The organism is Paenibacillus taichungensis (genome assembly GCF_003287275.1).
GTDB lineage: Bacteria > Bacillota > Bacilli > Paenibacillales > Paenibacillaceae > Paenibacillus > Paenibacillus taichungensis_A.
Map to the genome: position 1 here is coordinate 1 of NZ_QEVW01000004.1, position 25,701 is coordinate 25,701.

The following is a 25,701-nucleotide window of genomic DNA, read 5'->3' on the forward strand; positions in this document are numbered from 1 at the left end:
TGCGAGCGAAAGCCGTGGCGCGCTAGATCTGGGTCTGAACGCTAAAGCGGAAGGTGAGAGTGCAGCAATGGCTCAAACTGAACGCAACAACAGCGTGAAGGGTGATCGTGATCGTACGGAGAGCAGCAGCTATGCAAGTGAAAGCCGTGGCGCGCTAGATCTGGGTCTGAACGCTAAAGCGGAAGGTGAGAGTGCAGCAATGGCTCAAACTGAACACAACAACAGCGTGAAGGGTGATCGTGATCGTACCGAGAGCAGCAGCTATGCGAGCGAAAGCCGTGGCGCGCTGGATCTGGGCCTGAACGCGAAAGCGGAAGGTGAGAGTGCAACATGGACTCAAACTGAGCGCAACAACAGCGTGAAAGGTGATCGTGATCGAACCGAGAGCAGCAGCTATGCGAGCGAAAGCCGCGGGGCACTGGATCTGGGTCTGAATGTAAATGCAGATGCAGAAAGCGAAACTTCAACTGTGGTGGAGTCAAATCGGTAGTATGAGATTTTCATTGTAACATAAAGAAGCAGGGGTTCCGGAACCCCTGCTTTTTTCATTTTACTGGAACAAGCAACATAAATTTTTCAAATTTCGAATTTATGTAGAGAGGATAAAGTGTTAGTATAGCTATGCCTTTATCCTTGGATTTTCTTCTTTGAAAAAGAGAATGAAAAAAATCTGGAGATAACAGCAATCGGAAGATTGTTCTGGCTTTAAAATGATCAAACAATTCCTCACGAACTCGATTACAATATCATTAAAGATCCGAACAAGCACCTGACAGTACAGGGAGTGAATGATATGGAAAACGAAGATACATCCGCACAGGAGTCCATATTGGACGTACATATTACGGAAGCAGGATATGAGGCGGGGCAATCCACGATTAGGAACATCCGATTACAGGTGGCGCCGGGGGAACTGGTGGGTATTATCGGACCGAATGGTGCTGGCAAAAGCACTACTATCAAAACATTACTTGGTCTGCTTGAACATGCAAAGTATGAAGTAACCATTGGGGGAGACGGACGTTATGCCTATATCCCGGAACAACCTGTTTTTTACGAATATATGACCCTGTGGGAACATCTCGATCTGGCAGCTGCCGCCTATGAAATGGAGGAAGAGGTCTTTGTTGCCAGGGCGGAGGAGATGTTGGTTCGTTTCGGCATGGACCACGTTCGTAATGATCTTCCGGCCAGTTTCTCCAAGGGAATGCGGCAGAAAATGATGCTGATGATCGGCTTCCTGTCCTCGCCGGATGTATATATTGTGGACGAGCCTTTCATCGGGCTGGACCCGAGAGCAACCAAGGATTTTCTAAAGTTGCTGGACGATGAGCGCCGCCGTGGTGCGGGTGTTCTTATGTCAACGCATGTACTGGATACCGCTGAGCGAATCTGTGATCGGTTTATACTCATCCATTCCGGGCGCTCAGCTGCTGAAGGAACACTGGACGAAATACGAGCAGCCGCAGATTTGCCGGATGCCTCGTTGTTTGATTGTTTTGACACTCTGACATCCTAATCGGGAAGGGGGGGGAAAGATGGAGACCTCTCGAGCATCCAAGCCACTTGGTTTATATAGACGCAGACGCAAGGAGCACTTCAATGAACAATTGAAAAACCTGAAACTGGTAGTAGACTGGACGGTATGGGTATACCTCCTTATTCCGGGTGTGCTGTATTTCAGCGGATGGTACGTGACTTTATGGTCCAAACCACTGCCAACATGGGCGACCGGATTAACGCTGCCTACACTGACAGGACTGATCGACATCATTATGCTTACAGGTGGAATTCTTATATTTGTAGAGGAAGCGGATGTGCTGTTCCTGAAATCAAGGTCGCTGTGGATGCGTACATTGATGAGACAGGGGATCTACCGGGCTTGCTTGATGCATCTGGGCAAAATGATTGCAATTACGGCGTTGACCTCACCACTATGGTCTCGTGTGTATGACATGTCGTTTATCCATATCGCACTAATAGCGATTTGGTTTGGCGCAGTAGCTTCATTCCAGGTCATTATTCTACATATGACGAAAGTACGTTATACCGGATGGAGACGCTGGATTCGTATGATTCCTTTAGCAGTTGTAATGGGCACTATCACGATTGGGGTAACATCATGGATGCATGAACACATCTGGACACTGCTTGCAGGTATTGTGGCCGCAATCCTTCTTCTAATTACGGTTGGCCGAATGAGGCTGGAGATGAAGGGAACCTTTGAGGGCGATGTACGTGAAGATTTACGAGAAAGGCTCAAGTTCACAGCCCTTTTACTGAGTCGATCTGTGAACAAGCCGAAAGCGCCGCGCACCCGGACGATCATATTCCGCAAGCAGCGCAAGTTGCTGCGTCATCGAACCATCTCTAATCGGACAGCTGAGACGGCATTCAAAGCATTCTTTCGTAACTCCTCGACCATGAAATTGTACTTGCAGCTTGGCGGCCTTTCGATCGTTGCCGTTGCTTTACCACCTTTCCCGGTCAATGTAATCGTGTGTGGCTTGTTGGTCATCATGTTGAGTGTACTTTTTTATCGCTCCTGGGAGGTATTTGCAACCTCGGAGTACGTTCAGCTCGTATCCTATGATTCAGAGGCGTTAAATCGTGCAGGTCTGACCATGGTACGGATGTTGTTTGTTCCGTTGGGGATTTTAATGGGGTTTTCACTGGGAGCAGCTTGGCTAGGCTGGCTGGAAGGTATCGTCACGGCTACGGCTGTCGTGGCATTCGGACTGTTCGTCCTGTCAATAACGGGCTGGATTCGGTACTTCCGATCCGCTTAGTTGATATTCTTCCTTGTACAGTAGCATATCAGATGAAGTAACTGACCATGCTATAGGAGACGGATCTTATGATTTTGAAGGTAAGGGATCAGCTCTCGCAAGGAGGAAAAAATCATGATGGACGATAGTGAACTTCAGGTGCACTTCGCAGACAATGCAGCACTGCTGGCGGCGCAGGCAACACTGGAGGAACTGGGGTATAAGCCATACCAGTCAGGACCGCTTGAATTGTACATTCCTACAGATCGCCAGGATACGCAATCTGCTGTGGAAATCGTACAGTCACACGGAGGAAGTGCGGTATTTCTCTCCGAAACAGATGGATTGGATCAGTTTCAGAATATATCCATTCCGGCTCATCTCGTAAATGAAGATTGGAATGAAGGTTATGCGAGCGGAATTCAGGAGAGCAATCCTGAACAGGAGATGTCTAACCGGGATGAAGATCCGACATTTGATGATTCAGTGGATGGTTTCTCGGGCAGTGTGAAGGCGTAAATACAACAGGGGCAACGATGCTGCTTGCCTAGTTGGTGACATTGATTCTGTATTGCATACATCTCAAAAAAACCTCGACACCCCCGCTATAGCGGGATGTCGAGGTTTTTTCATGCTTTTAATAACCTTACGTGATACTGAACGTGAATTGGTTCATGAACAACCTATGTTCAAGTCATGAGCGAGCGTTTTTATACTCTGCTGCATGCATGCCAGCCGTGTACCCTGTAGAGAAGGCAGCGGTAATATTATAGCCTCCCGTGTAGCCGTGAATATCCAACACTTCACCGCAAAAGAATAGTCCTGGCAGCAGCTTGGATTCCATTGTTTTGGGGTATATTTCCTTTAAGTGGATTCCCCCGCCAGTAACAAAAGCTTCTTTGAGAGAACGAGTTCCATCTACGCGGAAGGTAAAGTCCTTCATTAACCCCACTAATGTATTTAACATACCTTTGGGGAAATGGTGGAAAGTGAGATCTTCGCTGATCTCTGCACGCTTCATCATCAATGGAATCATACGCTCAGGAACCCATGTTTTGAGTATGTTTTTGACAGCCTTTCGGGATTCTTGCTCCAGCACCTGCTGTACCTGGGCTTCCAAAGCACCGGGGGACAGATCCGGGAACAGATCAATACTCATCGTGACCTGAGGGTTCCCAGATTTCATTTGCACCTTGCGAATGAACTGGCTGCAACGAAGCGCGATCGGTCCTGATACACCGAAATGGGTGAAGATCATATCTCCACGATGGGAGATAACCGTTTTGCCTTTGGCATCTAGCACAGATAACCCGACATCCCGCAAGGACAAGCCTTGCAGTTCTTTGGATTGAATCCAGCTCTCACCAGACACAATGGGCACTTCCGTCGGATATAGCTCTGTAATCGTATGTCCAGCCGCTTCAGCCCAAGGGTAGCCATCCCCGGTTGATCCGGTTTGAGGGACTGACTTGCCCCCGGTGGCGATAATAACAGAGCGTGCAAGTACTGTTGTGCCAGAAGCTAACTTCACACCCTGCACGTGTTGACCGTTCTGAATTAATTCTTTAACCGGTTGTTTGGTGCGAATCTCTACCCCAAGGGAAACAATTTTGCCTACCAACGCATCAACGACCGTTTTGGCTTTATCGGTTACCGGGAACATTCTCCCGTTATCCTCCTCTTTCAGGGCAATACCGAGATTTTCAAAAAAACGCATAATTCCCTGATTGTCCAGATTCTGAAATGAACTATATAAAAAGCGTCCATTGCCCGGGATATGCCGGATTAGTTCATCCGTCTCCTTGGCATTGGTCACATTGCAGCGACCGCCGCCAGAGATCCCGAGTTTACGGCCGAGTTGGTCTCCTTTATCCAGCAGAAGCACTGAGGCTCCATGCTCGGCAGCGGCAACACAGGCCATGAGGCCCGCAGACCCACCACCAATTACAATGACATCATACATGCGTTATTACCCTCTTTTTTCATTGATTTTGTCTGTTTTCCGAAAACCCTGTCTACTCCTGCCTGTTTATGAAACAATACAAATGTATTAGCAGTTCTATTATGCTGTCTTAAGGGATATATTGTAATATACTGTCGCCTATGTTTTAATCAGAAATACATGAGGGAATGTGCAGGGCAGAGGAGGGAGATGGCATTGTGGTTGCTTTAAAGGACATTCTTTTACAAATACTGCTTGCAGGAGCTGCGGTATTTCTGATTCCATTATTGCATTTGGGGCTCTCCAGGCAAGCAGTCGCCAAGGCAGGATATCATAGGATGGTACAGACCAGTTTTGCCGCGACCAGTGTGGCGAGCATGTTGTTATGTCTGCTTTTTGCCCACTATGGGAACCCGGTATCAGTCCCTATCTCCTTGGGCATTGTGCCCCTGACGCTCGTCATATTGTATTGCAGGCCTCGCATAGGCCTAACGCTGTCTCTTCTCCAGATACTCTTCTATTTTCTCTTTGCGCATCCCTATAATCTGTACGAATTTCTACTTCAAACGGGCATCCTTCTCTATCCTATTGTATGGTTGTCAGCCAAACGATTCAAGCATTATACACGTTCACGCAAAATGGGAACAGTTACCGCCTTAATAACGGCCGAGCTGGTTGTGTCCAATGTATTGTATATTCCATTGATGGAAAGCCAACCAACATTCTCAATAGTAGAGTGGGTATTACTAGCGCTGGGATATACAATCGGTGCAGTTCTTGCTGGAAGTCTTAGTATGCTCTGGATTGAACAGATACAACATCACCGGGGGCTTGAGCAACATTTGTCAGAAGTTCATCACAGATACATAGCCGAAACGGAAAAGCTTAACCAAATTCTGAATGCTGTTCCTTTATCCATCGCAACCGTAGATAAAGAGGGGACCGTGCAGTTCGTCAACGATACGATGGAGCAAACGGCGCGGGATCAACTGCCTTGCACTACAACACCGGATTTGATTGGGCAACCTGCGAGTCAGTTTGTCGAACAAGCCCAGGCAGACAAGATGGAGAGCAGTATACGTAAAGCCATTGTTCATGGAGAAGTGAGTGGACTAACGGTGCGTTACGGTTCAAACGTATTCCAATCCAGGACCGTTCCCATCTACGCGTACTCAGCAGAACTGCCAAGAGAAGCTATCGGAGCCATGTTAATCATTCAGGATATTACTGAGCTTGAACTGCTGCGAAGTGAGCTCGATAATGTGGATCGCCTTAGTCTTGTAGGGCAAATGGCCGCAAGTATTACCCATGAGGTCAGAAACCCGATGGCGGTTGTGCGTGGTTTTCTTCAATTAATGCAGGAAAAGAGTCCGGAGTCCCTGGATCACTATTACCGGATCGTTCTGGAGGAGCTTGATCGGGCGAACAGCATTATTAATGATTTTCTGTCATTGGCTCAGAATCGAATTGCCGAGAAGGAAGAATCCCAGCTGCATGATATCATCCATGAACTAAGTCCTTTGTTATGGGCTGATGCCAATCTGCGAGGTCAGAGTATTGAATTTATGCTGGCTCACAATGTGCCGAAGCTGCATCTGAATTCAAAGGAAATTAAACAAGTGGTACTTAATCTGGCTCGTAATGGGATGGAAGCCATGAATGAAAAAGGGGTACTTACACTTGAGACTCGGTTGGTGGATGACACTGTAGAGCTGTGTGTGCGAGATACAGGCCCGGGAATACCTAGAGTGAAGCAGGAGAAGCTGTTCGAACCTTTTTTTACGACCAAGGCCAAAGGAACCGGACTGGGGTTATCCATGTGTCTGAGCATTGTCGAACGGCATAACGGAACTATTACCATCGAATCAGAGGAAGGGCAGGGTACAACTTTCAAGGTTGCATTTCAACGGTGAACTTCAAGCATGTTTTGCCAAGGAATGAGACATAATATTGAAGGAGAAGCCTTTCCGCAGGCGGTGTTTGAACCTTGCTTTCATTGATTAGGGATGTATAATAGGAATAGCACAAAAGCATTTAATTTTTTAAATAATAGAACTCACATGTTTAAGGAGTGAAACCGAATGTCTATGTCATTTGATCAATACATGAAAGATATGGTTCAACCGATGCGGGATGATCTGACTCGTTTGGGAATTCAGGAGTTGCGTACTCCAGAAGAAGTTGAAGCAAGTTTGCCGGATGCCAAAGGTACCGCTCTGGTTGTTATTAACTCGGTCTGCGGATGTGCCGCAGGTCAATGCCGCCCAGGTGTATCCCAAGCACTTCAGCATGATATTACACCAGACCACCTGTACACGGTATTTGCTGGTCAGGACAAAGAAGCTACAGCAAAAGCACGTGAATACTTTGCACCGTATCCACCATCTTCACCTTCCATCGCTCTGATGAAAGACGGAGAACTCGTTCACTTTATTGAGCGTCATCAAGTGGAAGATCGTTCTGCGGAGGAAATTGCGGCTGAGCTCACAAGTGTGTTTGACCGTTACTGCCGTTAATTAGCTCAAGCAACGCCCCGCCTTTCGGATGACCGATGCCGGGGCGTTTCATTTTGAGCAAATAGGGTTATTGAACCATTCGGACCTTTCAAAATGGACATCAAATTTCATTAATTTAGAAACGGGGTGTGTGAACGATGAGTTTGCAACAACAGATCATCGCTGAATTGAAGGTTAAACCAAGCATTAATGAAGAAGAGGAAGTGCGCAAGCGCGTTGACTTTCTCAAAACCTATGTGAAAAATGCCAATTCCAAAGGATTGCTAATCGCAATCAGTGGCGGAATTGACAGTGCTGTAGCTACGGCGCTTTGCAAAAAAGCAACGGACGAGCTTACAGCAGAAGAGAATAAGGAATACAAAACGCTGGGCGTATTCCAGCCTTACGGTGAGCAATCGGACATCGACCATAGCTATGCTGTGGCCAAAGCCTATGACCTGAAGCATGTTGTGGAAACCAACATCGAAGATGCAGTTAACGAGATTGCACTGGAAGTGGAGCAAGGTTTCAAATCCATGGGCAGCCCGCGTCATATGACTCACCAAGGCAAAGGGAACGTAAAAGCGAGAACCCGTATGGTGATGCAATACGCTCTTTCCTTTGAGGAGAACCTGTTGGTTGTCGGAACAGACCATGCTTCTGAAGCCATCACGGGCTTTTACACCAAGTGGGGCGACGGCGCCGTGGACATTACACCACTGAGCAGCCTGAACAAACGTCAAGTGCGTCAGCTGGCTGCGTATTTGAACGTGCCACAGGCCATTTTGGACAAGGCTCCATCTGCAGGACTCTGGGAAGGTCAGACCGATGAAGATGAGCTGGGCATTTCGTATGAAGCGAACAGTGACTATCTGGAAGGCAAACAGATTGATCCGGCTGCACAGGAACGCCTTGAAGCATTCTACACGCGTACCCATCACAAACGTAATGCCATTCCTGGCATCTAATATGGATCGCAAGCATGCCATGATATGGACAATGCAAGCATCTGAACAGCAAAGAGTCACTGCATCAGGCAGCGACTCTTTTTGTTATGCTGATTATTTTATTTGCAGTAAGAACAAGAGAGCTAGTCGAGAAGAAGACGGGACTAGATATTCCAAATATCGATCTGGCGCAGTGTTTCGGTAATCGCCTGCTCGAGCTGCGGCGTCGATTCCTTGAATGGATGCACAGTATTAAAGGTATGATTTCCTCCAGGAATCTGGTGCCAAGGGATATCCGGGCGAACCTGGACCAGTGCGGCCGAGCCGTCCCGCAGCCGTGTGCCGTCCTCTGTTCCCTGAATAAGTGCCACACGCAGAGGGGAAGAAGCCAAGCGATCAATGATGGCGTAACGATCCTTATGCGTGTCCAGGTCCTCCAGAATGGACACGTCCAGAGGCATCTGCTGGCCGGTTCGCCCGTTCGTGACATGGCTGCGGCCATGTGTACGCATTTCTTCTTTTTGCTCAGAGGTAAAGAGATCCAAGTTGGTTACGCCGTTCCAGGAGAGTACGCCTGCAATCTGTTCGGGATGATCCAGTGCGTACACGAGGCTTACGCCTGCACCGCGGCTATGTCCAAGTAGGAATACCGGCAGTTGGTTAAGTTCTGGCTGTATGGACACATAATCAAGCAGCGTTGCCAAGTCGGCAAGCTCCCGGCTGTACGTATTGACTGCAAACTTCTCAAGTTCAGAAAATTGCTCCAGATCTTCTCCAACTCCGTTGTGAGAGAAATTGAAGGTCAGGACGTGATAGTTCTCGCTTAGCTGGGATGCAGCGTAGGGGAACATGCCCCAGTCTTTGAAGCCTTTGTAACCGTGAGCCAGGATAATGATTCCTTGAGCGGGTTGCCGTGCAGTAAATATATTTCCGCGAATGACGGCATCTTCGCCTGCAGGCAGTTCAAATGCTGTGGACATATCTTATTCCTCCTAAAGTTTCATCTATTGCTGATTCATATTTTAACATAATTGGTAATGAGGACGATGGTACTCGCATCCGTGCGCGCCTCCTGCTACAATAGAATACGTGTTCGGATAAGTTACGGATCAGTTGACCGAATGGAGATCGTTTACAGCATAAAAGGTTAAGCGGGTGAAGCGTTGATGATATATGGCATTGGAAACGACGTACTGGAGATTGGGCGTATGCGCAGGCTGTTGTCAGGTCAACACGCCGAAGCGTTTATGAAGCGGATTTTAACGCATGCAGAGCGAGAAATTGCGGATCATCGGGGAAAACGGATGGTCGAGTTTGTATCCGGCCGATTCGCAGCGAAGGAAGCGGTGTCCAAGGCGTTTGGCTGCGGCATTGGAAGCATGATGAGTTTTACCGACATTGAAGTGCTGCCTGATGCGAAAGGACGCCCCGTTGCCACACTTTCTGATGAAGCATGGGAACGACTGCAACTGCCATATGGCAAACAGTATGATATTCATTTGAGCATTACGCACCAGACGGAGCTGGCTGCGGCCTTTGCTATTGTAGAGCAGATGGGGAAGGCATTGCCTGAATCTGAATAGTAACAATGTGGGAGAACGTGTGAAGAACGTAAGCTTGGCAATAGGAGAGGACGGAAATATGGGTTTAATGGAACAGAAACGACATTTCAGCGTGAATTTGCTGGATTGGTATATGATCAACCGACGGGATTTGCCGTGGCGTCGCCATAACAATCCTTATTTCACATGGGTATCGGAAATTATGCTGCAACAGACTCGGGTGGATACGGTGATTCCGTATTTCAACCGTTTTATCGGGAATTTTCCGACCGTACAGGCTCTGGCTGAAGCACCGGAAGAAGAGGTCTTGAAAAATTGGGAGGGACTCGGATATTATTCGCGTGCCCGCAATCTTCAGGCAGCTGCCAGACAAGTCATGGAGCTGCACGGTGGGGAGATGCCGCAGGACAAGCAGGCAGTCTTTGCGTTAAAAGGGGTGGGCCCGTATACAGCCGGGGCCATTCTCAGCATTGCCTTCAACCAGCCGCAGCCAGCGGTGGATGGCAATGTGATGCGGGTCCTGTCCCGATACTTCCTCATTGATGAGGACATTATGAAGGGCAGCACCCGGGTGTTGATGGAAGAGCTAGCGGGAGAGCTCATTCCGGAAGGGCGTGCGCGTGATTTCAATCAGGCGCTGATGGAACTTGGCGCGCTGGTATGCACACCCAAAGCGCCGCACTGCCTGACTTGCCCAGTCATGGAGCAATGTTCCGGCCGCATCGCCGGACGGGAGCTCACACTGCCGGTCAAGACCAAGGCGAAGCCGCCGCGCCCTGAGCAGCGGCTGGTCGCCATTGTGGAGGGCCGCGGTGCTCATCGCGGCCGTGTGCTTGTGCGGCAGCGCCCAGCTACGGGCCTGTTGGCCCGCATGTGGGAGCTGCCGCATGTGCTGGCGGCGCCCGCCACAGCCGGCAAGAAGGCGGGGCCGCTGGCAGATGAGCCAGCCATGGCTTTGCTGGCCGGCAGTCTGTGGGCGGAAGGCTTCGCTGCCCGCCCGGAAGGGCTGGCTACCCATGCGGAGCATGTGTTCAGCCACATTGTCTGGAGCCTGCAGGTGTACAAGTGCACCGAGCAGGACCAGAGTAACGAGCTTCCGCTGATCGCTGCGGAAGCCAGAGCCGCCTACGATGCACAGGCGGCTGCCAAGGAAACCCCTGCGCCAGCCGCATCCGGTTCTCCCGCGGCACAAACACAAGCATCGGAGCCAGGCATCACCGATGCAGCCAACATCTCAGGCTCGCTTGAAGAGCAGGGCGAGCCGTTGTCAGCATTTGCCGCAAGTAACCCGGCGCATGATGTAATGAGTGGCAAAAGCGATGGCCTGATCTATCGCTGGATTGGTCCAGAAGATATGGACACCATGGCATTTCCAAATATATTCCTGAAGCTCATCAGCAGTTATTTTGCAGGGGTATATGACGATGTTAGTGAGTAATGGGCCCTTGCCATACCAATATTAAATCAACCAACGTGCAGCAAGCAAAAGCACACAAAAAAGAGCCTGATCCGGTCGCGTTGACCGAATCAGGCTCTTCAATTATGCTGGCAGTCTTATTTCGCTGCAGCGTAACGTTTGTTTACTTCGTCCCAGTTGATTACATTCCAGAAAGCACCGATGTAGTCAGGGCGTTTGTTTTGATATTTCAGGTAGTAAGCGTGCTCCCATACATCCAGACCCAGAACCGGAGTCAGACCTTCGAAGAGAGGGCTGTCTTGGTTAGGTGTACTAGTGATGGACAATTTGCCATCTTTACCAACGACGAGCCAAGCCCAACCGGAACCGAAACGAGTTGTAGCTGCTTTTGCAAAATCTTCTTTGAATTTGTCAAAGCCACCCAGTTCGCTATCGATTGCTGCTGCGATGTCACCAGTAGGAGCGCCGCCGCCGTTAGGTCCGATAATTTCCCAGAACAGGCTGTGGTTAGCGTGTCCGCCACCATTGTTGCGAACCGCTGTGCGGATACCTTCAGGTACGCTGTCAAGGTTAGCAATCAGATCTTCCAAGCTTTTACCTTGCAATTCAGGAGCGCTTTCCAGAGCTGCGTTCAAGTTCGTTACGTAAGTATTGTGATGGCGATCGTGGTGGATTTCCATCGTTTGCGCATCAATATGTGGTTCCAGTGCGTCGTTAGCGTAAGGAAGTGCTGGTAATTGAAAAGTCATAGTGAAATACCTCCTGAGATTTTTGAATTTTTGTTAAGGTCAGCATTTTGCATAATTCATTTCGAATCGCTTCCGGACAAGTTCTAGACGAATAGGTTCACTTCGATCTATATCTTGCTGAGTGAAAGACGCTCACAGGATTTATGCAAATTGCCCAGGTACCTATGTAATAATACCCTTGTCACTAATATTAAACCGCATTCGGGCTAATTAAGCAACATTTTTGTTTATTAAGTCCCCCCAGACGTTAATCCATTCATGGGTCAGAGATAACAAACATATTTTACCCATTATGAAACTATTTATGTGATTTTAGGTGTTTAAATAGAGGGAAAGTTTAATATTCGGATGTAAACGGTTACAATTAAGCGCTTTCAAAAGAAAATGCGTGTTTTATGGCGTAAAGTATGGTTTAATTGACGAAGAAGCGGTATTTTCTCGTTTTTTGTCATTATATGAACATTGGGTTTTTGGTAAAAAGGGGAGCCCCTTTTTGTAAAACCTCATCTAAGCTAACGAAAAGGGAGATTTAAGACATGCACGTTCGTTCCTTTCAGTTGAGTGATGCAAGCCAGATGACAGAGCTTCTCCAGGTTGCACTATCGGAAGAGTGTTATGAGAACACGATGGGCCCGTTTGCCCGTCAATTGTCATGGGATTCTGACCTGATCATGGTTGCGGAAGAAGAGGGAGACCTCGTCGGCGCTTTGATCGGTACGATTGACCACAACCAGGGATGCATCTATCGTATTGCGGTCCATCCAGACTATCGTCGCCGCGGAGTCGGCAAAAAACTTGTCGAGGCCATGGAACAAAGGTTCCAGCAGCGTAAAGTCAGTCAAATATGGGTGGCGGGTGATGAGCACAACAAAGTAGCCATGCCTCTATATGAAGCAATGGGTTACGGTGCCAATCAGATTATGAGCGCTTTCCAGAAACTCAGTATTTTGTCCAAAGCTTAGTTTGTATGGTTAAAAAAGAAATATAACAGATTTTCATTTCATATTAGGCGTATCTTTCAGCGTGTAAAAACGTGAGGGATACGCCTTTCTATTTATATGGGTGTCATTCACCAATTATTCCCCTTTTTTCGCCACTTCTGAACCCCATTATATTTAACTAAATCCCTATTTTAACTGTTTTAATCTCGTTGTTATTCACCCTTTTAGTTGTGTTGGTGCTCATAACCAATTGTTTCACCTTTGCAAATGAAGTAGAATTAAAAGGATTATGATCATTCGATTTTGGTAATATCAGAACATATAAACGTAGAACGCCAGCTTCCTGATATTTTAAGAAAAACGGTCACTATACGCGTTATGTCTTCCTTGAAAGTACGTCGATTTACGTTTTTCTTCACAAAATGGATAAATGAGGTGTCTCTTTGAACTCCAATAATCTTTCAACGGAGCATGTGGCTTCCAAGGAACAAAATGGTCCGGGAGTGCCTGATCAACCGGGGAAATCCTGGGGTGCAGAGCTTTGGGACTGGGTGAAAACGATAGTGATTGCATTTGTAATCATGATGCTGTTGAACCTGTTTGTATTTAATCTTTCAATGGTCAAAGGTCAATCGATGCAGCCTACGCTGGTTGAGCGGGATCGTCTGTTTGTAAATAAAATTGTATATGATTTTGGAACGCCATCCCGATCAGATGTTATTGTGCTTCGTGATCCAAGCGAAGGTGTGGAGAAAAAAGATTTTCTGGTCAAACGGATTGTTGGGCTTCCCGGTGATACGGTTGAGGTACGGGATCATCATCTGTTCGTGAATGGGGAGCAGCAAGCGGAAACGTACACGGATACGGAGGTTCAGGACCCTGATTTTGGACCAATTACGCTGGAAGCGGATCATTACTTTGTGATGGGAGATAACCGTCATGAAGGCAAAAGCAAGGATAGCCGTGTGTTTGGCAGCGTTACATCCAGTGAAATTGTAGGTAGAGCGGAGTTTATTTTTTGGCCGTTCTCAGAAATTAAAAAACTGTAAAATGTTAGCAGGACAAGGACAACAACTTCACGCTGCATTTTGCGTTAAACGATATAGACTCGGTTTCTTTTTGCTCCGGTATGTCCGACTTGTATATCGAAATCAGCGCCTGTCCTCCCACCTGAGGCGGGCGTTCACTATTTGCGGAATTAGCGTGGAAGAAAAGAGGGAATAGATATGACGAGTGTACAGACCGGAGCAGCAAAGGCAGCAGCTGTATGGGAGAAGTTAAAACAAGAGATTAAGGCAGCTGCTCCCGAGATGGGTATTGATGATATAGGATTTGCTTCGGCAGAACCATTCGTGACATTGAAATCCATTCTGGAGCAGCATCGGGCGAAAGGGTTCGAGTCCGGATTTGAGGAGCCTGATATTGAGAAAAGGATACGTCCAGAGTTGAAAGATGGCGAGCCTGCTTCGCTCATTGCCATTGCCGTGGCTTATCCATCGAAGATGGTCAATCCGCCGAAGTCGGAGCCGGGTGCATACCGTGGTATTCTGGCTCGTTCCGCCTGGGGGCAGGATTATCACCAAGTCCTGCGTGCAGCAATGGACAAGCTGGTTCATTTTATACGTGAACGCGTACCTGAAGCCATGATTGAAAGTATGGTAGACACGGGGGCGTTGGTGGACCGTGCAGTATCCCAGCGTGCGGGAATTGGATTCAGTGCCAAAAACTGTGCCATTATATCGCCCAAATTCGGTTCATGGATTTTTCTCGGCGAACTGGTCACGAATATCCCGTTTCAGCCAGATAACCCGGTGACCGAGGATTGTGGTGAATGTACGAAGTGTATTGATGCTTGTCCAACAGGAGCACTGGTTGGGCCGGGACAACTGAATGCACAGCGCTGCATTTCGTTTGTGACCCAGACGAAAGGCTTCGTGGATGAAGAGTTTATGCTGAAAATCGGCAATCGTCTGTACGGTTGTGATACCTGTCAGATTGTCTGTCCGAAGAATCGGGGTAAAAACTGGGATCACCATCCCGAGTTTCATCCTGATCCGGAGATTGTAAAACCTTTGCTGATACCGCTGCTTGACATCGGTAACCGTGAATTCAAAGAGCGCTTTGGCCAAAGCTCTGCCGCTTGGCGGGGCAAAAAGCCAATCCAGCGCAACGCCGTAATTGCCCTCGGCAATTTCAAAGACAAAAGCGCTGTGCCGAAACTAACAGAGGTACTGAAGCGTGATCCGCGTCCCGAGCTGCGGGGAACCGCAGCTTGGGCGCTGAGCAGAATTGGAGGAGAAGACGCAATGAGAGCCATTGGGGAAGCTGCCGCTAACGAACAAGATGGGAACGTGCTAAGCATGCTGCAGAAGGCCAAGGAACGACTGAGTTCGTCCCAGGCCTTACCCGATAAGCCTCAGGCAGAGCCGAATAGCAACAATAAGCCTGAGCAACAGAAGGAACTGAATATGACATCCGAACAGGAAAACGGGCAGAAGACAGAGCAAACCAAGCCGGAAGCTGCAGCATGGAAACCGTCAGCCGTAACAGGCCTGAGTGGTACACCGGTATATTACGATGAGGTACTGACACCGATCGGTACACTTACGCTCTGTGCCACGGATAAGGGCTTGTGTCACATTGATTTTGGTGCATTCCATGTGCGCGAGGCGCATCTGCAACAATGGGCCCGTACATGGATCGGCGAATATCGATATGAGAAAAATGAAGAGAAGCTGAGCGAAGCTGCACAGCAGATAAAGCAGTATTTTGCAGGAGAACGAAAAGCGTTTGAACTGAAGCTTGATTTGTTTGGAACACCATTCCAGCTACAAGTATGGCAAGTCCTGTCCGATATATCTTATGGAGAGGCCTCAACACACCAACAGGTTGCGGAAATCATCGGCAGGCCCAAAGCTGTTCGAGCAGTTCTGGACGCCATTAGTAAAAATCCGATTCCGATTATTATTCCCTGTCACCGCATCAGCGGTAAAGACGGAACCCTGGTGGGTTATGTAGGCGGGCTGCAAACCAAAGAGCAATTACTCACATTGGAGCAGCAATCGTAAGAGCGGGGGACGTTCATGAAGTATGTTAACGTGGAGAGCGTGGAGGCGGGGGAGCTTCTGGGTAAAACCATATATTCCGGCAACGGCACGGTATTGTTGTCTGCCGGAGTCCAGCTCACCGTATTTATGGTTAATACGCTCAAGCGTATTGGTGTGACCATGCTGTACATCCAGGATGAAGCGTATAAAGATGTGGATACAGAAGACATTCTGGATGAAGCCACGAAAAAGGCAGTCATTAATGAAATGAGTGTTACACTCGATTCTATCCGTTCCGGGAAAGACTGGAGCCCGAAGAAGGTTGCCATCAGCATAGATAAATTGTTGAACGATGTTCTGAACGGGCGTGAACTGCTTGTCCAGCTCACAGATATTCGGACCAAAGATAACGCACAGTATGTTCACGCCATGAATGTATGTTTGCTGTCTTCTGTCATTGGTCTGAATCTGGGGCTTAACTATGTGCAGCTCAAGGATCTGGCCGTCGGAGCTCTATTGCATGACATCGGCAAAGTGGGGGAGCCACCGGGGAGCGGTTCAGCAGCAAACTCTTCCTTGCATCACACGTGGAGAGGGTTCGAATTGATCAAGTCCAAACGAGAGTTCAATCTGCTTGTGGCGCATACGGCTCTGCAGCATCATGAGCATGTGGATGGTACGGGACTGCCGAGGGGCATCAAGGGAAAAGACATTCATCTGTTCGCTAAAATCGTCAGTGCAGCTAACACGTATGATAATCTGATTAATGGCCTTTCTGGTAGAATTATGCTGCCACACGAAGCCTGTGAAGAGATGATGGCGATGTCTGGCACGAAGCTGGATCGTGACATTCTGATCGAATTCAACCGAAGTGTGTCCGTGTATCCAAATGGAACAGCAGTTCGTTTGTCTACCAAAGAGACCGGAGTCATTGTACGTCAGCATCGGGGTTTGCCCGGCAGGCCTGTCATTCGGGTGGCACGTGGCAGTACACGTTATGATCTGGATGTGATTGAAGTGGATCTGGCTCAGCATACAACCGTTTTCATAGAGGCGGTATTGATGTAACGTATACGAAGTTCCTGAGAGATTTATTGAATGTTTTTGATCTGTTTTCTGGATGTTAAATTCATTACTTAGCTGGAAAATCCGTTTGCTCAAGGCGTGCGGAAATGCTATGATAACTTTCAGGAAATCCGGTGCGTGTCATGTTTGCATTGTGAACGTATAACATCATGTGCTGACACGGATCATCAGGCTTTTTAGATTGCATACAGAGGTGTCTAAGAGATGGCAATAGCAATACCGATTATTACATTGATTGTTGGTCTGGTCGGAGGATTTTTCATTGGGGTGTACTACTTGCGGAAACAGCTTGAGAAAATGCAAAGCGATCCCGACATGCTCCAGAAGATGGCGAAGCAAATGGGTTATAACCTGAATGGCAAGCAAATGCAGCGCGCCCAGCAGATGATGAAGAACCAGCAGCCTGGCGCGAAGATGCCTCAGCCGCAACAACATCCTGCGCGTAAAAACTCGGGCCGCCGAAAATAATAGCTGTGAGCGAGCATTTTGCATAATGCTAAAGTGAATAGCTGCTTACAGCATGTGGTTCGAAAGGAGGCGTTCGGCAGTGGCTGGCGTTAAAGATTATTTGAATTCAAAAGTATCCGACAATCGGGAGAAGATCGAGTATCACATTGAGCAGATCTTGCAATTGATCGGTGAGGATAGTACGCGGGAAGGGCTGTTAGAAACGCCTGCACGCGTAACCCGGATGTATGAAGAGATTTTTGGTGGGTATGAAGTGGACCCGCGCGATGTACTTGGTGTGACGTTTGACGAGAATCACGAAGAACTGGTCATTGTGAAGGACATTGTCTATTACAGCCAATGTGAACACCATATGGCGCCTTTCTTCGGCAAGGTGCACATTGGATATGTACCGAGCGGCAAGATTGTGGGACTGAGCAAAATGGCCCGTCTGGTGGAGGCAGTTACCCGCCGCCTGCAGGTTCAGGAGCGCATTACCTCACAGATTGCCGATATTCTGACTGAAGCGGTAGAGCCCAACGGTGTCATGGTTGTCGTGGAAGGCGAGCACTTGTGCATGTGTTCCCGCGGCGTGAAGAAGCCAGGCAGCAAGACGGTAACGTCTGCTGTGCGTGGTTCTTTCCGTGAAAATCCGGCACAGCGTGCCGAGTTCCTATCGCTCATGAAAGATTAAGATCGGCTCATTCCACTCGTTGGACAAGCCAGAAGCATAGGATCCTGTGGCACTATCATGTTGTTTCCATATCAGTCGGCAATTTGCTAGTCTGAAATGGCAGTATAGATGCTTGTGCCTATGGAAGCTTTCATAAATAAGCCGTGTTCCCTGGGGAACCGGCTTATTTACATATTACTTTTGCATTCACACAATTCATCCAGATTAGTTTAGTCGGAGGCTATCTTATATGAGTGTACCGTCCAATTCAGATCAACCCGGATCGCCGGGAGCAAAGCAGCAGATGCAGCTTGATCATTCATTGCCTCTGCAAATTTGGGAGACACCGCTGCTGCGCCACAGGAGCAGTGTACTTGAAGCATTTGCTTGGGAAGAAGTCATGTGCCGCCAGGTGGGAGAAGGTCACTTGCCCGTTGCTCATATTTGGCGGCATCCAGATGCCTTTGTGGCGGGACTGAGGGATCGGAGGCTGCCTCAGGCGGTAGAAGCGATGGAACGCATGAGAAGCCGGGGAACGGCGGTCTGCGTTCGTCCATCCGGTGGTGCGGCAGTTCCCCTGAATCCAGGGGTGGTTAACGTATCTTTAATTTTACCCAACCCTGGACGTGCCATCAATATTCACGATGATTTTCGGGAGATGTCCTCACTGATTGCTGATTCGCTAACACCGTGGTCGAGTCAGGCACGTACGGGGGAGATCGAAGGCGCCTTCTGTCCTGGCGATTATGATGTCAGTGTGGGTGGACTGAAATTCTGTGGTATTGCCCAGCGCAGACAGGCCAAGGCTTATATCATTACGGCCTTTATCATCGTGGAAGGACAAGGGGACCAATTGGCAGCAGACGTGCGTGAGTTCTATCAGGATGCAGCAGACGGTTCCAGCGAAGGATACCCGGATGTTCGGCCCGGAACGATGGCAAGTTTGTATGAACTGGCAGGTGTCCCTTCTGCTGCGGCGTATACAGCCTCGTTGGTACGCACACTGCGTCAGCGTTTTCCCTTGGCGGAGACAAGCCGTGTGTTGAGCGTGGATCGGGAAGCCGTTAGACGGACGGCTGAGCAGATGAAACTGCGTTACGATTAGGTTCGGAAGCTTGGACTTGGAATTGGGTAATAGAGATGATATGATGTGATTTCGGAAGGAGAGTGTCTACATGGAAACTTTAAGATATACGTACTTATATGAGGTCATTTCCACAGGCGAAAAGTCTGAATTCAGCCAAATGGCTACAAGCAAGGAAGAAGCTGCTGCCCTGATCGTTGCACGTATCGCTGATCTTGAATTTACAGGTGAAGAAGATATCAAGCTGGGCGATCTGATCGCGATTAGCAAACAGGTTGGCGACAATTATGTTGCCTGTGAGGGTTGCGCCTCTTAAAGGCTTGGGGTCCATAGATTATCCTATTACAAGCAAGTCTTCTTGAATCAGGAGGCTTGCTTTTTTTTGCGAAAAAGAGAGATCTTTCAGTCTATAAGCTGGAGATATCTCTTTTTCGCATAACTCCAACCCTAATTTCAATAAGGCGGCCATAACAGCTTGCGCGCAGTTTCGTAACGTTCCGCCACAGCTGGCCAGTAAACAACCTTCCACCAATCCTCGATATATTTTTTGCGTTCATTCTGGTGTTTCAGATAGTAGGCGTGTTCCCATACATCAAGCGGCAGGAGAGGCACAATGTCGGACTGAGATAAGTTCTGGTGTTTCTCCGCCTGCAAAATTTCCAATCTATGCGCCCGCGGGCTCCATACCAGCATGGCCCAACCGCTGCCTTCCACTTTGTTGGCGGCTTCGGTGAATTGATTCTTGAACGCTTCATAGCTGCCAAAATCCCGCTTGATCTGCTCTGCGAGCATACCGGAAGGCTTGCCTCCACCTTTGGGGTTCATGATCGTCCAGAAGATCGTATGCAGGTAATGACCTGCACCATTAAACGCGAGTTCACGTTCCCAATGTTTGACGAGTTCAAAATTATTCTTTTTCCGCGATTCTGCCAGCTTTTTCTCCGCGGTGTTCAGTCCGTCCACGTAGGACTGATGGTGTTTGTCATGGTGTATACGCATCGTCATCTCGTCAATATGCGGTTCCAGCGCATTGTAGGCATAGGGCAGGGGTGGCAGTGTGTGTCCACCAATAGGTACAGGTTTTTCTTTGACTGGCGCTGCTGAAGAGTCGGTTGTGCCCTCTGCGCTTGCATTTGGAGAATGGACAGCCGCTGAAGATTGTGCCTGTACCGATGGAGTGGGGTTGTTGACTTTTCCTGCGGTATTGGACGATTCTTCTACAGCTTCACGATAGGGTTGTTCAGACGCGGGCGTTGAAGCAACTTGTACGTTGGGATCAGTCGGTTGTCCCGAGGTTTGAAGAATAGATTTCAGTGAAAAAGAGGGATCAGACACCAAATCTCGCAAAGATCCAGATTGTTTCAGCGTTTCAAGTACCCCCAGGAAATACTCCGATTCACGAATGAAATGCAGGATAACTATTTTGGCAATCGGCACATGCTGAACAGCATTACTTTCCAACAGGACGTACAACTGTCTAATGAACTCTCGCGATTGTGTGCAGGCAGCCGCTACGAGCTGTTCGATGCAGCGGATGATGTAGGGAGCAGGCGGCTGGGTTCCCGGCAGTATTTGCTTCAACAGCTGATTCGCGACTCGTTCACTATTCTCAAAGATTGCTTCCCACTCCGCAAGCCAATTGACATAAGAGGGTTCAAGATCAGGAACCAATGCACGAATGACAATCGTATGTTCCTTCTCTTGCTCTTTCCAGAAACGGACTTCTTCGAGTACCCGCAGAGGCAGCAGATGCCCATATCCATACCAATTCATAAGCGGTAAACCTCCGTTCAGATGAATTCAAATTCACATCCAGCAGCAGTTATAAAATTGAATCTCCCCGTTCGCTCAATTTTGTAATGTACAAGCTAGAGAGCTGTCTTTAATTACGTCCCAAAAGTATATTCTCCAAGCATGTTGTCCTATGTATAAACAAAAAAGAGCCCCATAGGGGCTCTTGAAATACCGAATCTTCACGATTCTCCGGTATTGGTATTTTCCACATCATCGCTGCTCGTCTTTGTCACATGACTTAGGAATGTGGAGACACGGCGCAGATATTCCTTCGGATGCTCCCGGAAGATCAGCTCATGGTGCGCACCATCCACAATCCATTCATCGGATTTTGGATTGGTTTGGTTGCTGGCAAGCAGCTCTGCAATGGGGTAAGGAGCTTTCTCATCCTCTGTACCATGGATGAAGAAAATCGGGAAAGGATAATCTTCTTTTTTCACTTCCTGATACGGAATTTGCTGTAATCCGGTTCCGTTCAGAATCGGGAACAGCAGGTTCATAATCTCCAGTGTAGGCTGCCGCGGAAGATCAATCTGATTATGGATGTTGTGATACAGCGTATCCGGCTCAAGCAGGAAGGTGCTGTCCAGAATCATAGCATCCACATCCTTGGTAATCAGCCCAGTCTGCAGGGCTGTACCTGCACCCATGGAGAATCCCCATACGACAAGCTCCTGAGCTCCGCGCTGCTTCGCAAACTGGATAGCACCAAGCAGCTGCTGGGACTCGGCTTTGCCGCCTGTGGCGACAGCTTTGTTCACCTGTGAAGCGAAACCGTAATCGAACATCACCACATTGAAGCCGAGTTGGTGAGCATAATGGGCCAAGTCATACATCGGTACCCAGGTCTCTTCACGATTCGCACCATATCCATGGCTGAATATGATGGTTTTGTTTGCATTATCATCAGCCGGAATATACCAACCCTGCATCGTTCGACTGCCGTCTGCTGCCGGGAACGTAATGTCTTGATACTTCATGTTCTTCGCCTGCATGGGATTGGAGAATACAGGCGCTACAGTTGGATTGGATAATACCCAAGCAATATAACCGTGTAGTGCAATGAAACAAAAGAGCAGAAAAAATACAACGGAGAGCAACAACGCCACGACAATATGTTTGAACCGGATCAGCCTCGGTGATAACGAAGAAGGCAGATCTGATACTTTCGTTTGCAGCGGGGCTTCGCTCTGGGATGTCGGATACATGATTGCCCCTCCTTTAAAAATCAAATGAAGATAACAACGAGACGAACAGAGCGGATAAATGATTTTTCTGACTACTTATGAAGCAAAATCTTAATTTAATATATCTTTATCGTATGTTCCAATATAGTCAAAGTCAATTGATTGAGGCCATTTGTTACGCAATTGTTATATAGTTCTGAAGATATATGGGTAACATTTCCTTAGGGTGCAAAATGCAGGGGATTCTAATTTATAAAAAGAAAATATTTACAAATACCCCTATTCCAAATGGCGCTTTTTGGTTTACAGATGAGACCGTTTCTCATATAATTTATGTAACCAAGTTTCATGTGATGAAACATGAGGAGGGCAACTTGCCATGGAAGACCGAAAGTTAACCGTCCGGGCTGTAGAACGGGCGCTGGATATATTATTGTGTTTTACAACCCGCAGTGATCTGGGACTCACGGAAATTGCCAGCCAGATCGGTCTGCACAAGAGTACAGTCCATCGTCTGATGGCTACTTTGGAGGACAAAGGGTTCGTGATCCGGGATGCTGCAACTGAGAAGTATCGACTCGGCATACGCATCTGGGAACTGTCTGCCCATATGTCTCGCAGCGATGATCCTGCCATTTTGCTCCTTCCTGCGATGGAGCGGCTCAGAGATCGACTGGGTGAAACCGTGAGCTTATATCTTCGTGATGGCAGTGAGCGGATTCGCATTCAGGCCGTGCAGAGTGATCAGGCGATTCGTCGTGTAGCTCCGGTGGGCGTCAGACTTCCGTTATCCGTGGGAGCGTCCAGCAAAGTGCTGATGGCTTTTGCCACCGAAGAGGACCGCGAAGATCTGATGAATGGACCGGAATGGCCGGTATTTATCGATCCCAAAGTATATTTGGCACAGATGAAAGACATTCTTGAATATGGCTACGCAACAAGTTATGAGGAACGTGAACCGGGAGCCGCCGCAGTATCTGTACCCATTATGGATCGGAAAGGAAACATCGCTGCTGCTTTGTCAGTATCCGGGCCTGTTAGTCGCCTCTCACAGGAGACGTTGCATGAATACGCACCTGTGCTGAAGGAAGCTGCGACACAGATGGGACTTATGTTATCCTGATTATATTTTCTGGAATTTAAAGGTTGTTTTTATGATTCGGTTGCGCTACTCTGTAATGGACGGCCCAACGGGGTCAGTATAATTAAATATGAGTCTGCGGCCTAGATGCTGCAACTTGTTAACGTTACTGGGGGAGTCCGAATTGTCCGGACTGAGACGGAATCGCATGAGATTCTGGACCCTTTGCACCTGATCTGGATCATACCAGCGTAGGGAAGTAATCGGCGATACGACCACGAACACCATATAATGTGACCTATGGATAGGCTCCGCTCAGGAGTCTGTGTGAGGCGCGTTATTGGTGATGGACATAAGCCGGTTCCCTTGGGAACCGGCTTTTTTTATACAGTAAACAGGCGGAAGCCGGTGTCTGAGCTATTTTTGGATAAAGAGCTGGGAGCCACTGGCGAGTATGGGGTGGGATGAATTTTTCCTCGATTGTCTGTATTACTTGAAGTGTATGTCCCTGTTTTCTGTCGTATGGTTGCTCTTTCTTTTTCTATGTTGTGGATGGATTGGATCCGTGTGCAAGCATTTCAATCCAGGCAATCACCAATGAGGAGGATCAAGAGCGATGAGTACAGGAAAACGAATGATGGGACAGGACAAGCAGGATCAGCAGTTGGCAAAGGAAAAAGGTGCGGCAGGACGGGTTCAGCCCTTCCCGGGCAGCCGCAAAGTGTACATTCAGGGCTCACGACCGGACATTGCTGTACCGGAGCGTGAAATTGCCCTTCATGACACCAATACTCCTCAAGGAGTGGAGCATAACGAACCGCTGCGTGTCTACGATACGAGCGGACCGATGACCGACCCCGGATTTCATGCCGATATCCGGGCAGGGTTGCCGGCGCTGCGTACCCGCTGGATTACGGAGCGTGAAGATGTTGAAGCCTACCAGGGACGAACGGTAAAACCGGAGGATAACGGATTGAAACCGGGAGGAAAGCGAGCAGGAGCCGAGGAGTATCCGGGCTTGCGTGGCAAACCATTGCGGGCACAGGCAGGGCGCAGCGTGACCCAGATGCATTATGCACGACAGGGGATGATCACACCGGAGATGGAGTTCGCCGCCATTCGTGAGGGGGTGGAACCTGAGTTTGTGCGGCAGGAGCTGGCGAGTGGCAGGGCCATCCTGCCATCAAACATCAATCACCCGGAGAGTGAGCCGATGCTGATCGGGCGTCATTTTCATGTGAAGATCAATGCGAACATCGGCAACTCTGCGGTATCCTCCTCCATCGAAGAAGAGGTGGAGAAGATGACCTGGGCGGTACGCTGGGGATCGGATACCGTGATGGATCTGTCCACAGGCAAAGACATTCATACGACCCGGGAATGGATCATCCGCAATTCACCTGTGCCGATTGGAACAGTACCGCTCTATCAGGCGCTGGAGAAGGCCAATGGAGAAGCTGAAGCACTGACCTGGGAGTTGTATCGTGATACGCTCATTGAGCAGGCAGAGCAGGGTGTGGACTATTTTACAATCCATGCAGGTGTGCTGCTGCGTTATATTCCGATGACCGCCAAACGTATGACGGGTATTGTGTCACGGGGCGGGTCCATCATGGCAGCATGGTGCCTTGCGCATCATCAGGAAAATTTTCTATACACCCATTTTGAAGAAATCTGCGAAATTATGAAAAGGTATGACGTGGCGTTCTCGCTCGGAGACGGACTGCGCCCAGGAAGTATCTACGATGCAAATGATGAAGCCCAGATGGCGGAACTGGCTACGCTTGGTGAACTAACACAAATCGCCTGGAAGCATGATGTGCAGGTGATGATTGAAGGTCCGGGACATGTGCCGATGCACAAGATTAAGGAGAATGTCGATCTGCAAATGGAGATTTGCAAGGAGGCGCCTTTCTATACGCTGGGTCCGCTGACGACCGATATTGCACCGGGATATGACCATATTACCTCGGCAATTGGAGCAGCGATGATCGGCTGGTTTGGTACGTCCATGCTCTGTTATGTTACGCCAAAAGAACATCTGGGCCTGCCCAATAAGGATGATGTGCGGGAAGGCGTTATTGCCTACAAGATCGCTGCTCATGCCGCTGATCTGGCGAAAGGTCACCCGCGTGCCCAGCGGCGGGACGATGCGCTGTCCAAAGCACGCTTTGAATTCCGCTGGAGGGATCAGTTCAACCTATCGCTGGATCCGGAACGTGCGCTATCCTACCACGATGAGACGTTGCCGGCGGAAGGGGCCAAAGAAGCCCATTTCTGCTCCATGTGTGGGCCGAAATTTTGCAGCATGCGCATTACGCAGGATATTCGTGCTTTTGCCGCAGACAAAGGTTTGTCCGAAAATGAGGCCGTGGCAGCGGGCATGTTGGAAAAGGCTGAGGAATACCGGACACGCTCTTAGGCGCTGTTATAGCGCAATCTGAGCAGCCTGACATGGTAAAAAGCCGTTCCTCTCCGTGA

The 25,701-nt window shown here is 48.7% G+C and carries 24 protein-coding genes and 1 riboswitch; of the genes, 19 read left to right on the top strand and 5 right to left on the bottom strand.

Annotated features, from left to right (window positions below):
* The 4 genes from DC345_RS31650 to DC345_RS05080 all read left to right on the top strand — a co-directional run.
* Positions 1-490: hypothetical protein (locus DC345_RS31650; RefSeq protein ID WP_181586488.1), on the top strand; the 490-nt coding region annotated here is incomplete at its 5' end.
* Positions 491-793: 303 nt separating this feature from the next.
* Positions 794-1,519, top strand: a complete 726-nt coding sequence (locus DC345_RS05070; protein ID WP_113052182.1) for an ABC transporter ATP-binding protein — start codon at positions 794-796, stop codon at positions 1,517-1,519.
* A 19-nt stretch (positions 1,520-1,538) separates the two neighbouring features.
* Positions 1,539-2,789 carry an ABC transporter permease gene (locus DC345_RS05075; protein ID WP_113052183.1) on the top strand — a complete coding sequence of 417 codons (1,251 nt, stop codon included), beginning with the start codon at positions 1,539-1,541 and terminating at the stop codon, positions 2,787-2,789.
* 114 nt (positions 2,790-2,903) lie between these two features.
* Positions 2,904-3,287, top strand: coding sequence for a hypothetical protein (locus DC345_RS05080; RefSeq protein WP_113052184.1), 384 nt, complete (start codon positions 2,904-2,906; stop codon positions 3,285-3,287).
* A gap of 175 nt (positions 3,288-3,462) precedes the next feature.
* Here DC345_RS05080 and DC345_RS05085 read toward each other — a convergent pair whose 3' ends face one another.
* On the bottom strand, positions 3,463-4,731 hold the full coding sequence (locus tag DC345_RS05085; RefSeq protein ID WP_113052185.1) for a BaiN/RdsA family NAD(P)/FAD-dependent oxidoreductase: 1,269 nt from the start codon (positions 4,729-4,731) through the stop codon (positions 3,463-3,465).
* A gap of 197 nt (positions 4,732-4,928) precedes the next feature.
* On the opposite strand from DC345_RS05085, the gene DC345_RS05090 reads away from it, so the two are divergent.
* From DC345_RS05090 to nadE, 3 genes are all read left to right on the top strand, one after another.
* On the top strand, positions 4,929-6,623 hold the full coding sequence (locus DC345_RS05090; RefSeq protein WP_181586489.1) for a two-component system sensor histidine kinase NtrB: 1,695 nt from the start codon (positions 4,929-4,931) through the stop codon (positions 6,621-6,623).
* 168 nt (positions 6,624-6,791) lie between these two features.
* Positions 6,792-7,226 (top strand): BrxA/BrxB family bacilliredoxin, encoded by a 435-nt coding sequence (locus DC345_RS05095; RefSeq protein WP_053779648.1) that lies wholly within the window; start codon positions 6,792-6,794, stop codon positions 7,224-7,226.
* A 137-nt stretch (positions 7,227-7,363) separates the two neighbouring features.
* On the top strand, positions 7,364-8,173 hold the full coding sequence (gene nadE, locus DC345_RS05100; protein WP_063567821.1) for an ammonia-dependent NAD(+) synthetase: 810 nt from the start codon (positions 7,364-7,366) through the stop codon (positions 8,171-8,173).
* 143 nt (positions 8,174-8,316) lie between these two features.
* On the opposite strand, the gene DC345_RS05105 is transcribed toward nadE, so the two are convergent.
* The gene (locus tag DC345_RS05105) at positions 8,317-9,132 is read right to left on the bottom strand and encodes an alpha/beta hydrolase family protein (RefSeq protein ID WP_113052187.1); all 816 of its coding nucleotides are present in this window, start codon (positions 9,130-9,132) and stop codon (positions 8,317-8,319) included.
* Positions 9,133-9,318: 186 nt separating this feature from the next.
* Between DC345_RS05105 and acpS the strand changes: the two genes are divergently transcribed.
* A complete protein-coding gene (acpS, locus tag DC345_RS05110; protein WP_113052188.1) occupies positions 9,319-9,735 on the top strand; it encodes a holo-ACP synthase in 417 nt (138 codons plus the stop codon).
* A gap of 58 nt (positions 9,736-9,793) precedes the next feature.
* Complete coding sequence (mutY, locus tag DC345_RS05115; protein WP_113052189.1) at positions 9,794-11,152, top strand: A/G-specific adenine glycosylase; 1,359 nt, start codon at positions 9,794-9,796, stop codon at positions 11,150-11,152.
* A gap of 116 nt (positions 11,153-11,268) precedes the next feature.
* Here mutY and DC345_RS05120 read toward each other — a convergent pair whose 3' ends face one another.
* Positions 11,269-11,880 carry a superoxide dismutase gene (locus DC345_RS05120; protein WP_024632995.1) on the bottom strand — a complete coding sequence of 204 codons (612 nt, stop codon included), beginning with the start codon at positions 11,878-11,880 and terminating at the stop codon, positions 11,269-11,271.
* Positions 11,881-12,416: 536 nt separating this feature from the next.
* Here DC345_RS05120 and DC345_RS05125 point away from each other — a divergent pair.
* The 8 genes from DC345_RS05125 (at position 12,417) to DC345_RS05160 (ending at position 19,474) form a co-directional block, all read left to right on the top strand.
* Complete coding sequence (locus DC345_RS05125; RefSeq protein ID WP_024632996.1) at positions 12,417-12,842, top strand: GNAT family N-acetyltransferase; 426 nt, start codon at positions 12,417-12,419, stop codon at positions 12,840-12,842.
* Positions 12,843-13,264: 422 nt separating this feature from the next.
* Positions 13,265-13,870: a signal peptidase I gene (gene lepB, locus DC345_RS05130; RefSeq protein WP_113052190.1), complete on the top strand. Its 606-nt coding sequence runs from the start codon at positions 13,265-13,267 to the stop codon at positions 13,868-13,870.
* A 177-nt stretch (positions 13,871-14,047) separates the two neighbouring features.
* The gene (gene queG, locus DC345_RS05135; RefSeq protein ID WP_113052191.1) at positions 14,048-15,889 is read left to right on the top strand and encodes a tRNA epoxyqueuosine(34) reductase QueG; all 1,842 of its coding nucleotides are present in this window, start codon (positions 14,048-14,050) and stop codon (positions 15,887-15,889) included.
* 15 nt (positions 15,890-15,904) lie between these two features.
* A complete protein-coding gene (locus tag DC345_RS05140) occupies positions 15,905-16,936 on the top strand; it encodes an HD-GYP domain-containing protein (RefSeq protein ID WP_113052192.1) in 1,032 nt (343 codons plus the stop codon).
* Between the two features lie 222 nt (positions 16,937-17,158).
* The gene (locus tag DC345_RS05145) at positions 17,159-17,422 is read left to right on the top strand and encodes a YneF family protein (RefSeq protein ID WP_113052193.1); all 264 of its coding nucleotides are present in this window, start codon (positions 17,159-17,161) and stop codon (positions 17,420-17,422) included.
* A gap of 79 nt (positions 17,423-17,501) precedes the next feature.
* The gene (folE, locus tag DC345_RS05150) at positions 17,502-18,095 is read left to right on the top strand and encodes a GTP cyclohydrolase I FolE (RefSeq protein WP_079695742.1); all 594 of its coding nucleotides are present in this window, start codon (positions 17,502-17,504) and stop codon (positions 18,093-18,095) included.
* A 229-nt stretch (positions 18,096-18,324) separates the two neighbouring features.
* Positions 18,325-19,179 carry a lipoate--protein ligase family protein gene (locus DC345_RS05155; RefSeq protein WP_113052194.1) on the top strand — a complete coding sequence of 285 codons (855 nt, stop codon included), beginning with the start codon at positions 18,325-18,327 and terminating at the stop codon, positions 19,177-19,179.
* A gap of 70 nt (positions 19,180-19,249) precedes the next feature.
* Positions 19,250-19,474 carry a hypothetical protein gene (locus tag DC345_RS05160; protein WP_053779639.1) on the top strand — a complete coding sequence of 75 codons (225 nt, stop codon included), beginning with the start codon at positions 19,250-19,252 and terminating at the stop codon, positions 19,472-19,474.
* A gap of 137 nt (positions 19,475-19,611) precedes the next feature.
* On the opposite strand, the gene DC345_RS05165 is transcribed toward DC345_RS05160, so the two are convergent.
* The gene (locus DC345_RS05165; protein WP_113052195.1) at positions 19,612-20,931 is read right to left on the bottom strand and encodes a Fe-Mn family superoxide dismutase; all 1,320 of its coding nucleotides are present in this window, start codon (positions 20,929-20,931) and stop codon (positions 19,612-19,614) included.
* A 200-nt stretch (positions 20,932-21,131) separates the two neighbouring features.
* Positions 21,132-22,160 carry an alpha/beta hydrolase gene (locus DC345_RS05170; RefSeq protein ID WP_113052196.1) on the bottom strand — a complete coding sequence of 343 codons (1,029 nt, stop codon included), beginning with the start codon at positions 22,158-22,160 and terminating at the stop codon, positions 21,132-21,134.
* A 358-nt stretch (positions 22,161-22,518) separates the two neighbouring features.
* Between DC345_RS05170 and DC345_RS05175 the strand changes: the two genes are divergently transcribed.
* Both DC345_RS05175 and thiC read left to right on the top strand, forming a co-directional pair.
* On the top strand, positions 22,519-23,262 hold the full coding sequence (locus DC345_RS05175; protein ID WP_063568040.1) for an IclR family transcriptional regulator: 744 nt from the start codon (positions 22,519-22,521) through the stop codon (positions 23,260-23,262).
* A 119-nt stretch (positions 23,263-23,381) separates the two neighbouring features.
* Positions 23,382-23,495, top strand: a riboswitch (TPP riboswitch).
* Between the two features lie 359 nt (positions 23,496-23,854).
* A complete protein-coding gene (thiC, locus tag DC345_RS05180; protein WP_113052217.1) occupies positions 23,855-25,642 on the top strand; it encodes a phosphomethylpyrimidine synthase ThiC in 1,788 nt (595 codons plus the stop codon).
* The last annotated feature ends 59 nt before the right edge of the window (positions 25,643-25,701 follow it).

Bases quoted from the DNA above. Each gene is read 5' to 3' on its own strand.
- DC345_RS05080 (WP_113052184.1), top strand. From the start codon at position 2,904: ATGATGGACGATAGTGAACTTCAGGTGCACTTCGCAGACAATGCAGCA.
- DC345_RS05160 (WP_053779639.1), top strand. From the start codon at position 19,250: ATGGAAACTTTAAGATATACGTACTTATATGAGGTCATTTCCACAGGC.
- DC345_RS05085 (WP_113052185.1), bottom strand. From the start codon at position 4,731: ATGTATGATGTCATTGTAATTGGTGGTGGGTCTGCGGGCCTCATGGCC.
- DC345_RS05095 (WP_053779648.1), top strand. From the start codon at position 6,792: ATGTCTATGTCATTTGATCAATACATGAAAGATATGGTTCAACCGATG.
- DC345_RS05170 (WP_113052196.1), bottom strand. From the start codon at position 22,160: ATGTATCCGACATCCCAGAGCGAAGCCCCGCTGCAAACGAAAGTATCA.
- acpS (WP_113052188.1), top strand. From the start codon at position 9,319: ATGATATATGGCATTGGAAACGACGTACTGGAGATTGGGCGTATGCGC.
- DC345_RS05075 (WP_113052183.1), top strand. From the start codon at position 1,539: ATGGAGACCTCTCGAGCATCCAAGCCACTTGGTTTATATAGACGCAGA.
- DC345_RS05145 (WP_113052193.1), top strand. From the start codon at position 17,159: ATGGCAATAGCAATACCGATTATTACATTGATTGTTGGTCTGGTCGGA.
- DC345_RS05175 (WP_063568040.1), top strand. From the start codon at position 22,519: ATGGAAGACCGAAAGTTAACCGTCCGGGCTGTAGAACGGGCGCTGGAT.
- queG (WP_113052191.1), top strand. From the start codon at position 14,048: ATGACGAGTGTACAGACCGGAGCAGCAAAGGCAGCAGCTGTATGGGAG.
- mutY (WP_113052189.1), top strand. From the start codon at position 9,794: ATGGGTTTAATGGAACAGAAACGACATTTCAGCGTGAATTTGCTGGAT.
- DC345_RS05125 (WP_024632996.1), top strand. From the start codon at position 12,417: ATGCACGTTCGTTCCTTTCAGTTGAGTGATGCAAGCCAGATGACAGAG.
- DC345_RS05140 (WP_113052192.1), top strand. From the start codon at position 15,905: ATGAAGTATGTTAACGTGGAGAGCGTGGAGGCGGGGGAGCTTCTGGGT.
- DC345_RS05155 (WP_113052194.1), top strand. From the start codon at position 18,325: ATGAGTGTACCGTCCAATTCAGATCAACCCGGATCGCCGGGAGCAAAG.
- DC345_RS05070 (WP_113052182.1), top strand. From the start codon at position 794: ATGGAAAACGAAGATACATCCGCACAGGAGTCCATATTGGACGTACAT.
- DC345_RS05165 (WP_113052195.1), bottom strand. From the start codon at position 20,931: ATGAATTGGTATGGATATGGGCATCTGCTGCCTCTGCGGGTACTCGAA.
- thiC (WP_113052217.1), top strand. From the start codon at position 23,855: ATGATGGGACAGGACAAGCAGGATCAGCAGTTGGCAAAGGAAAAAGGT.
- DC345_RS05105 (WP_113052187.1), bottom strand. From the start codon at position 9,132: ATGTCCACAGCATTTGAACTGCCTGCAGGCGAAGATGCCGTCATTCGC.
- nadE (WP_063567821.1), top strand. From the start codon at position 7,364: ATGAGTTTGCAACAACAGATCATCGCTGAATTGAAGGTTAAACCAAGC.
- DC345_RS05120 (WP_024632995.1), bottom strand. From the start codon at position 11,880: ATGACTTTTCAATTACCAGCACTTCCTTACGCTAACGACGCACTGGAA.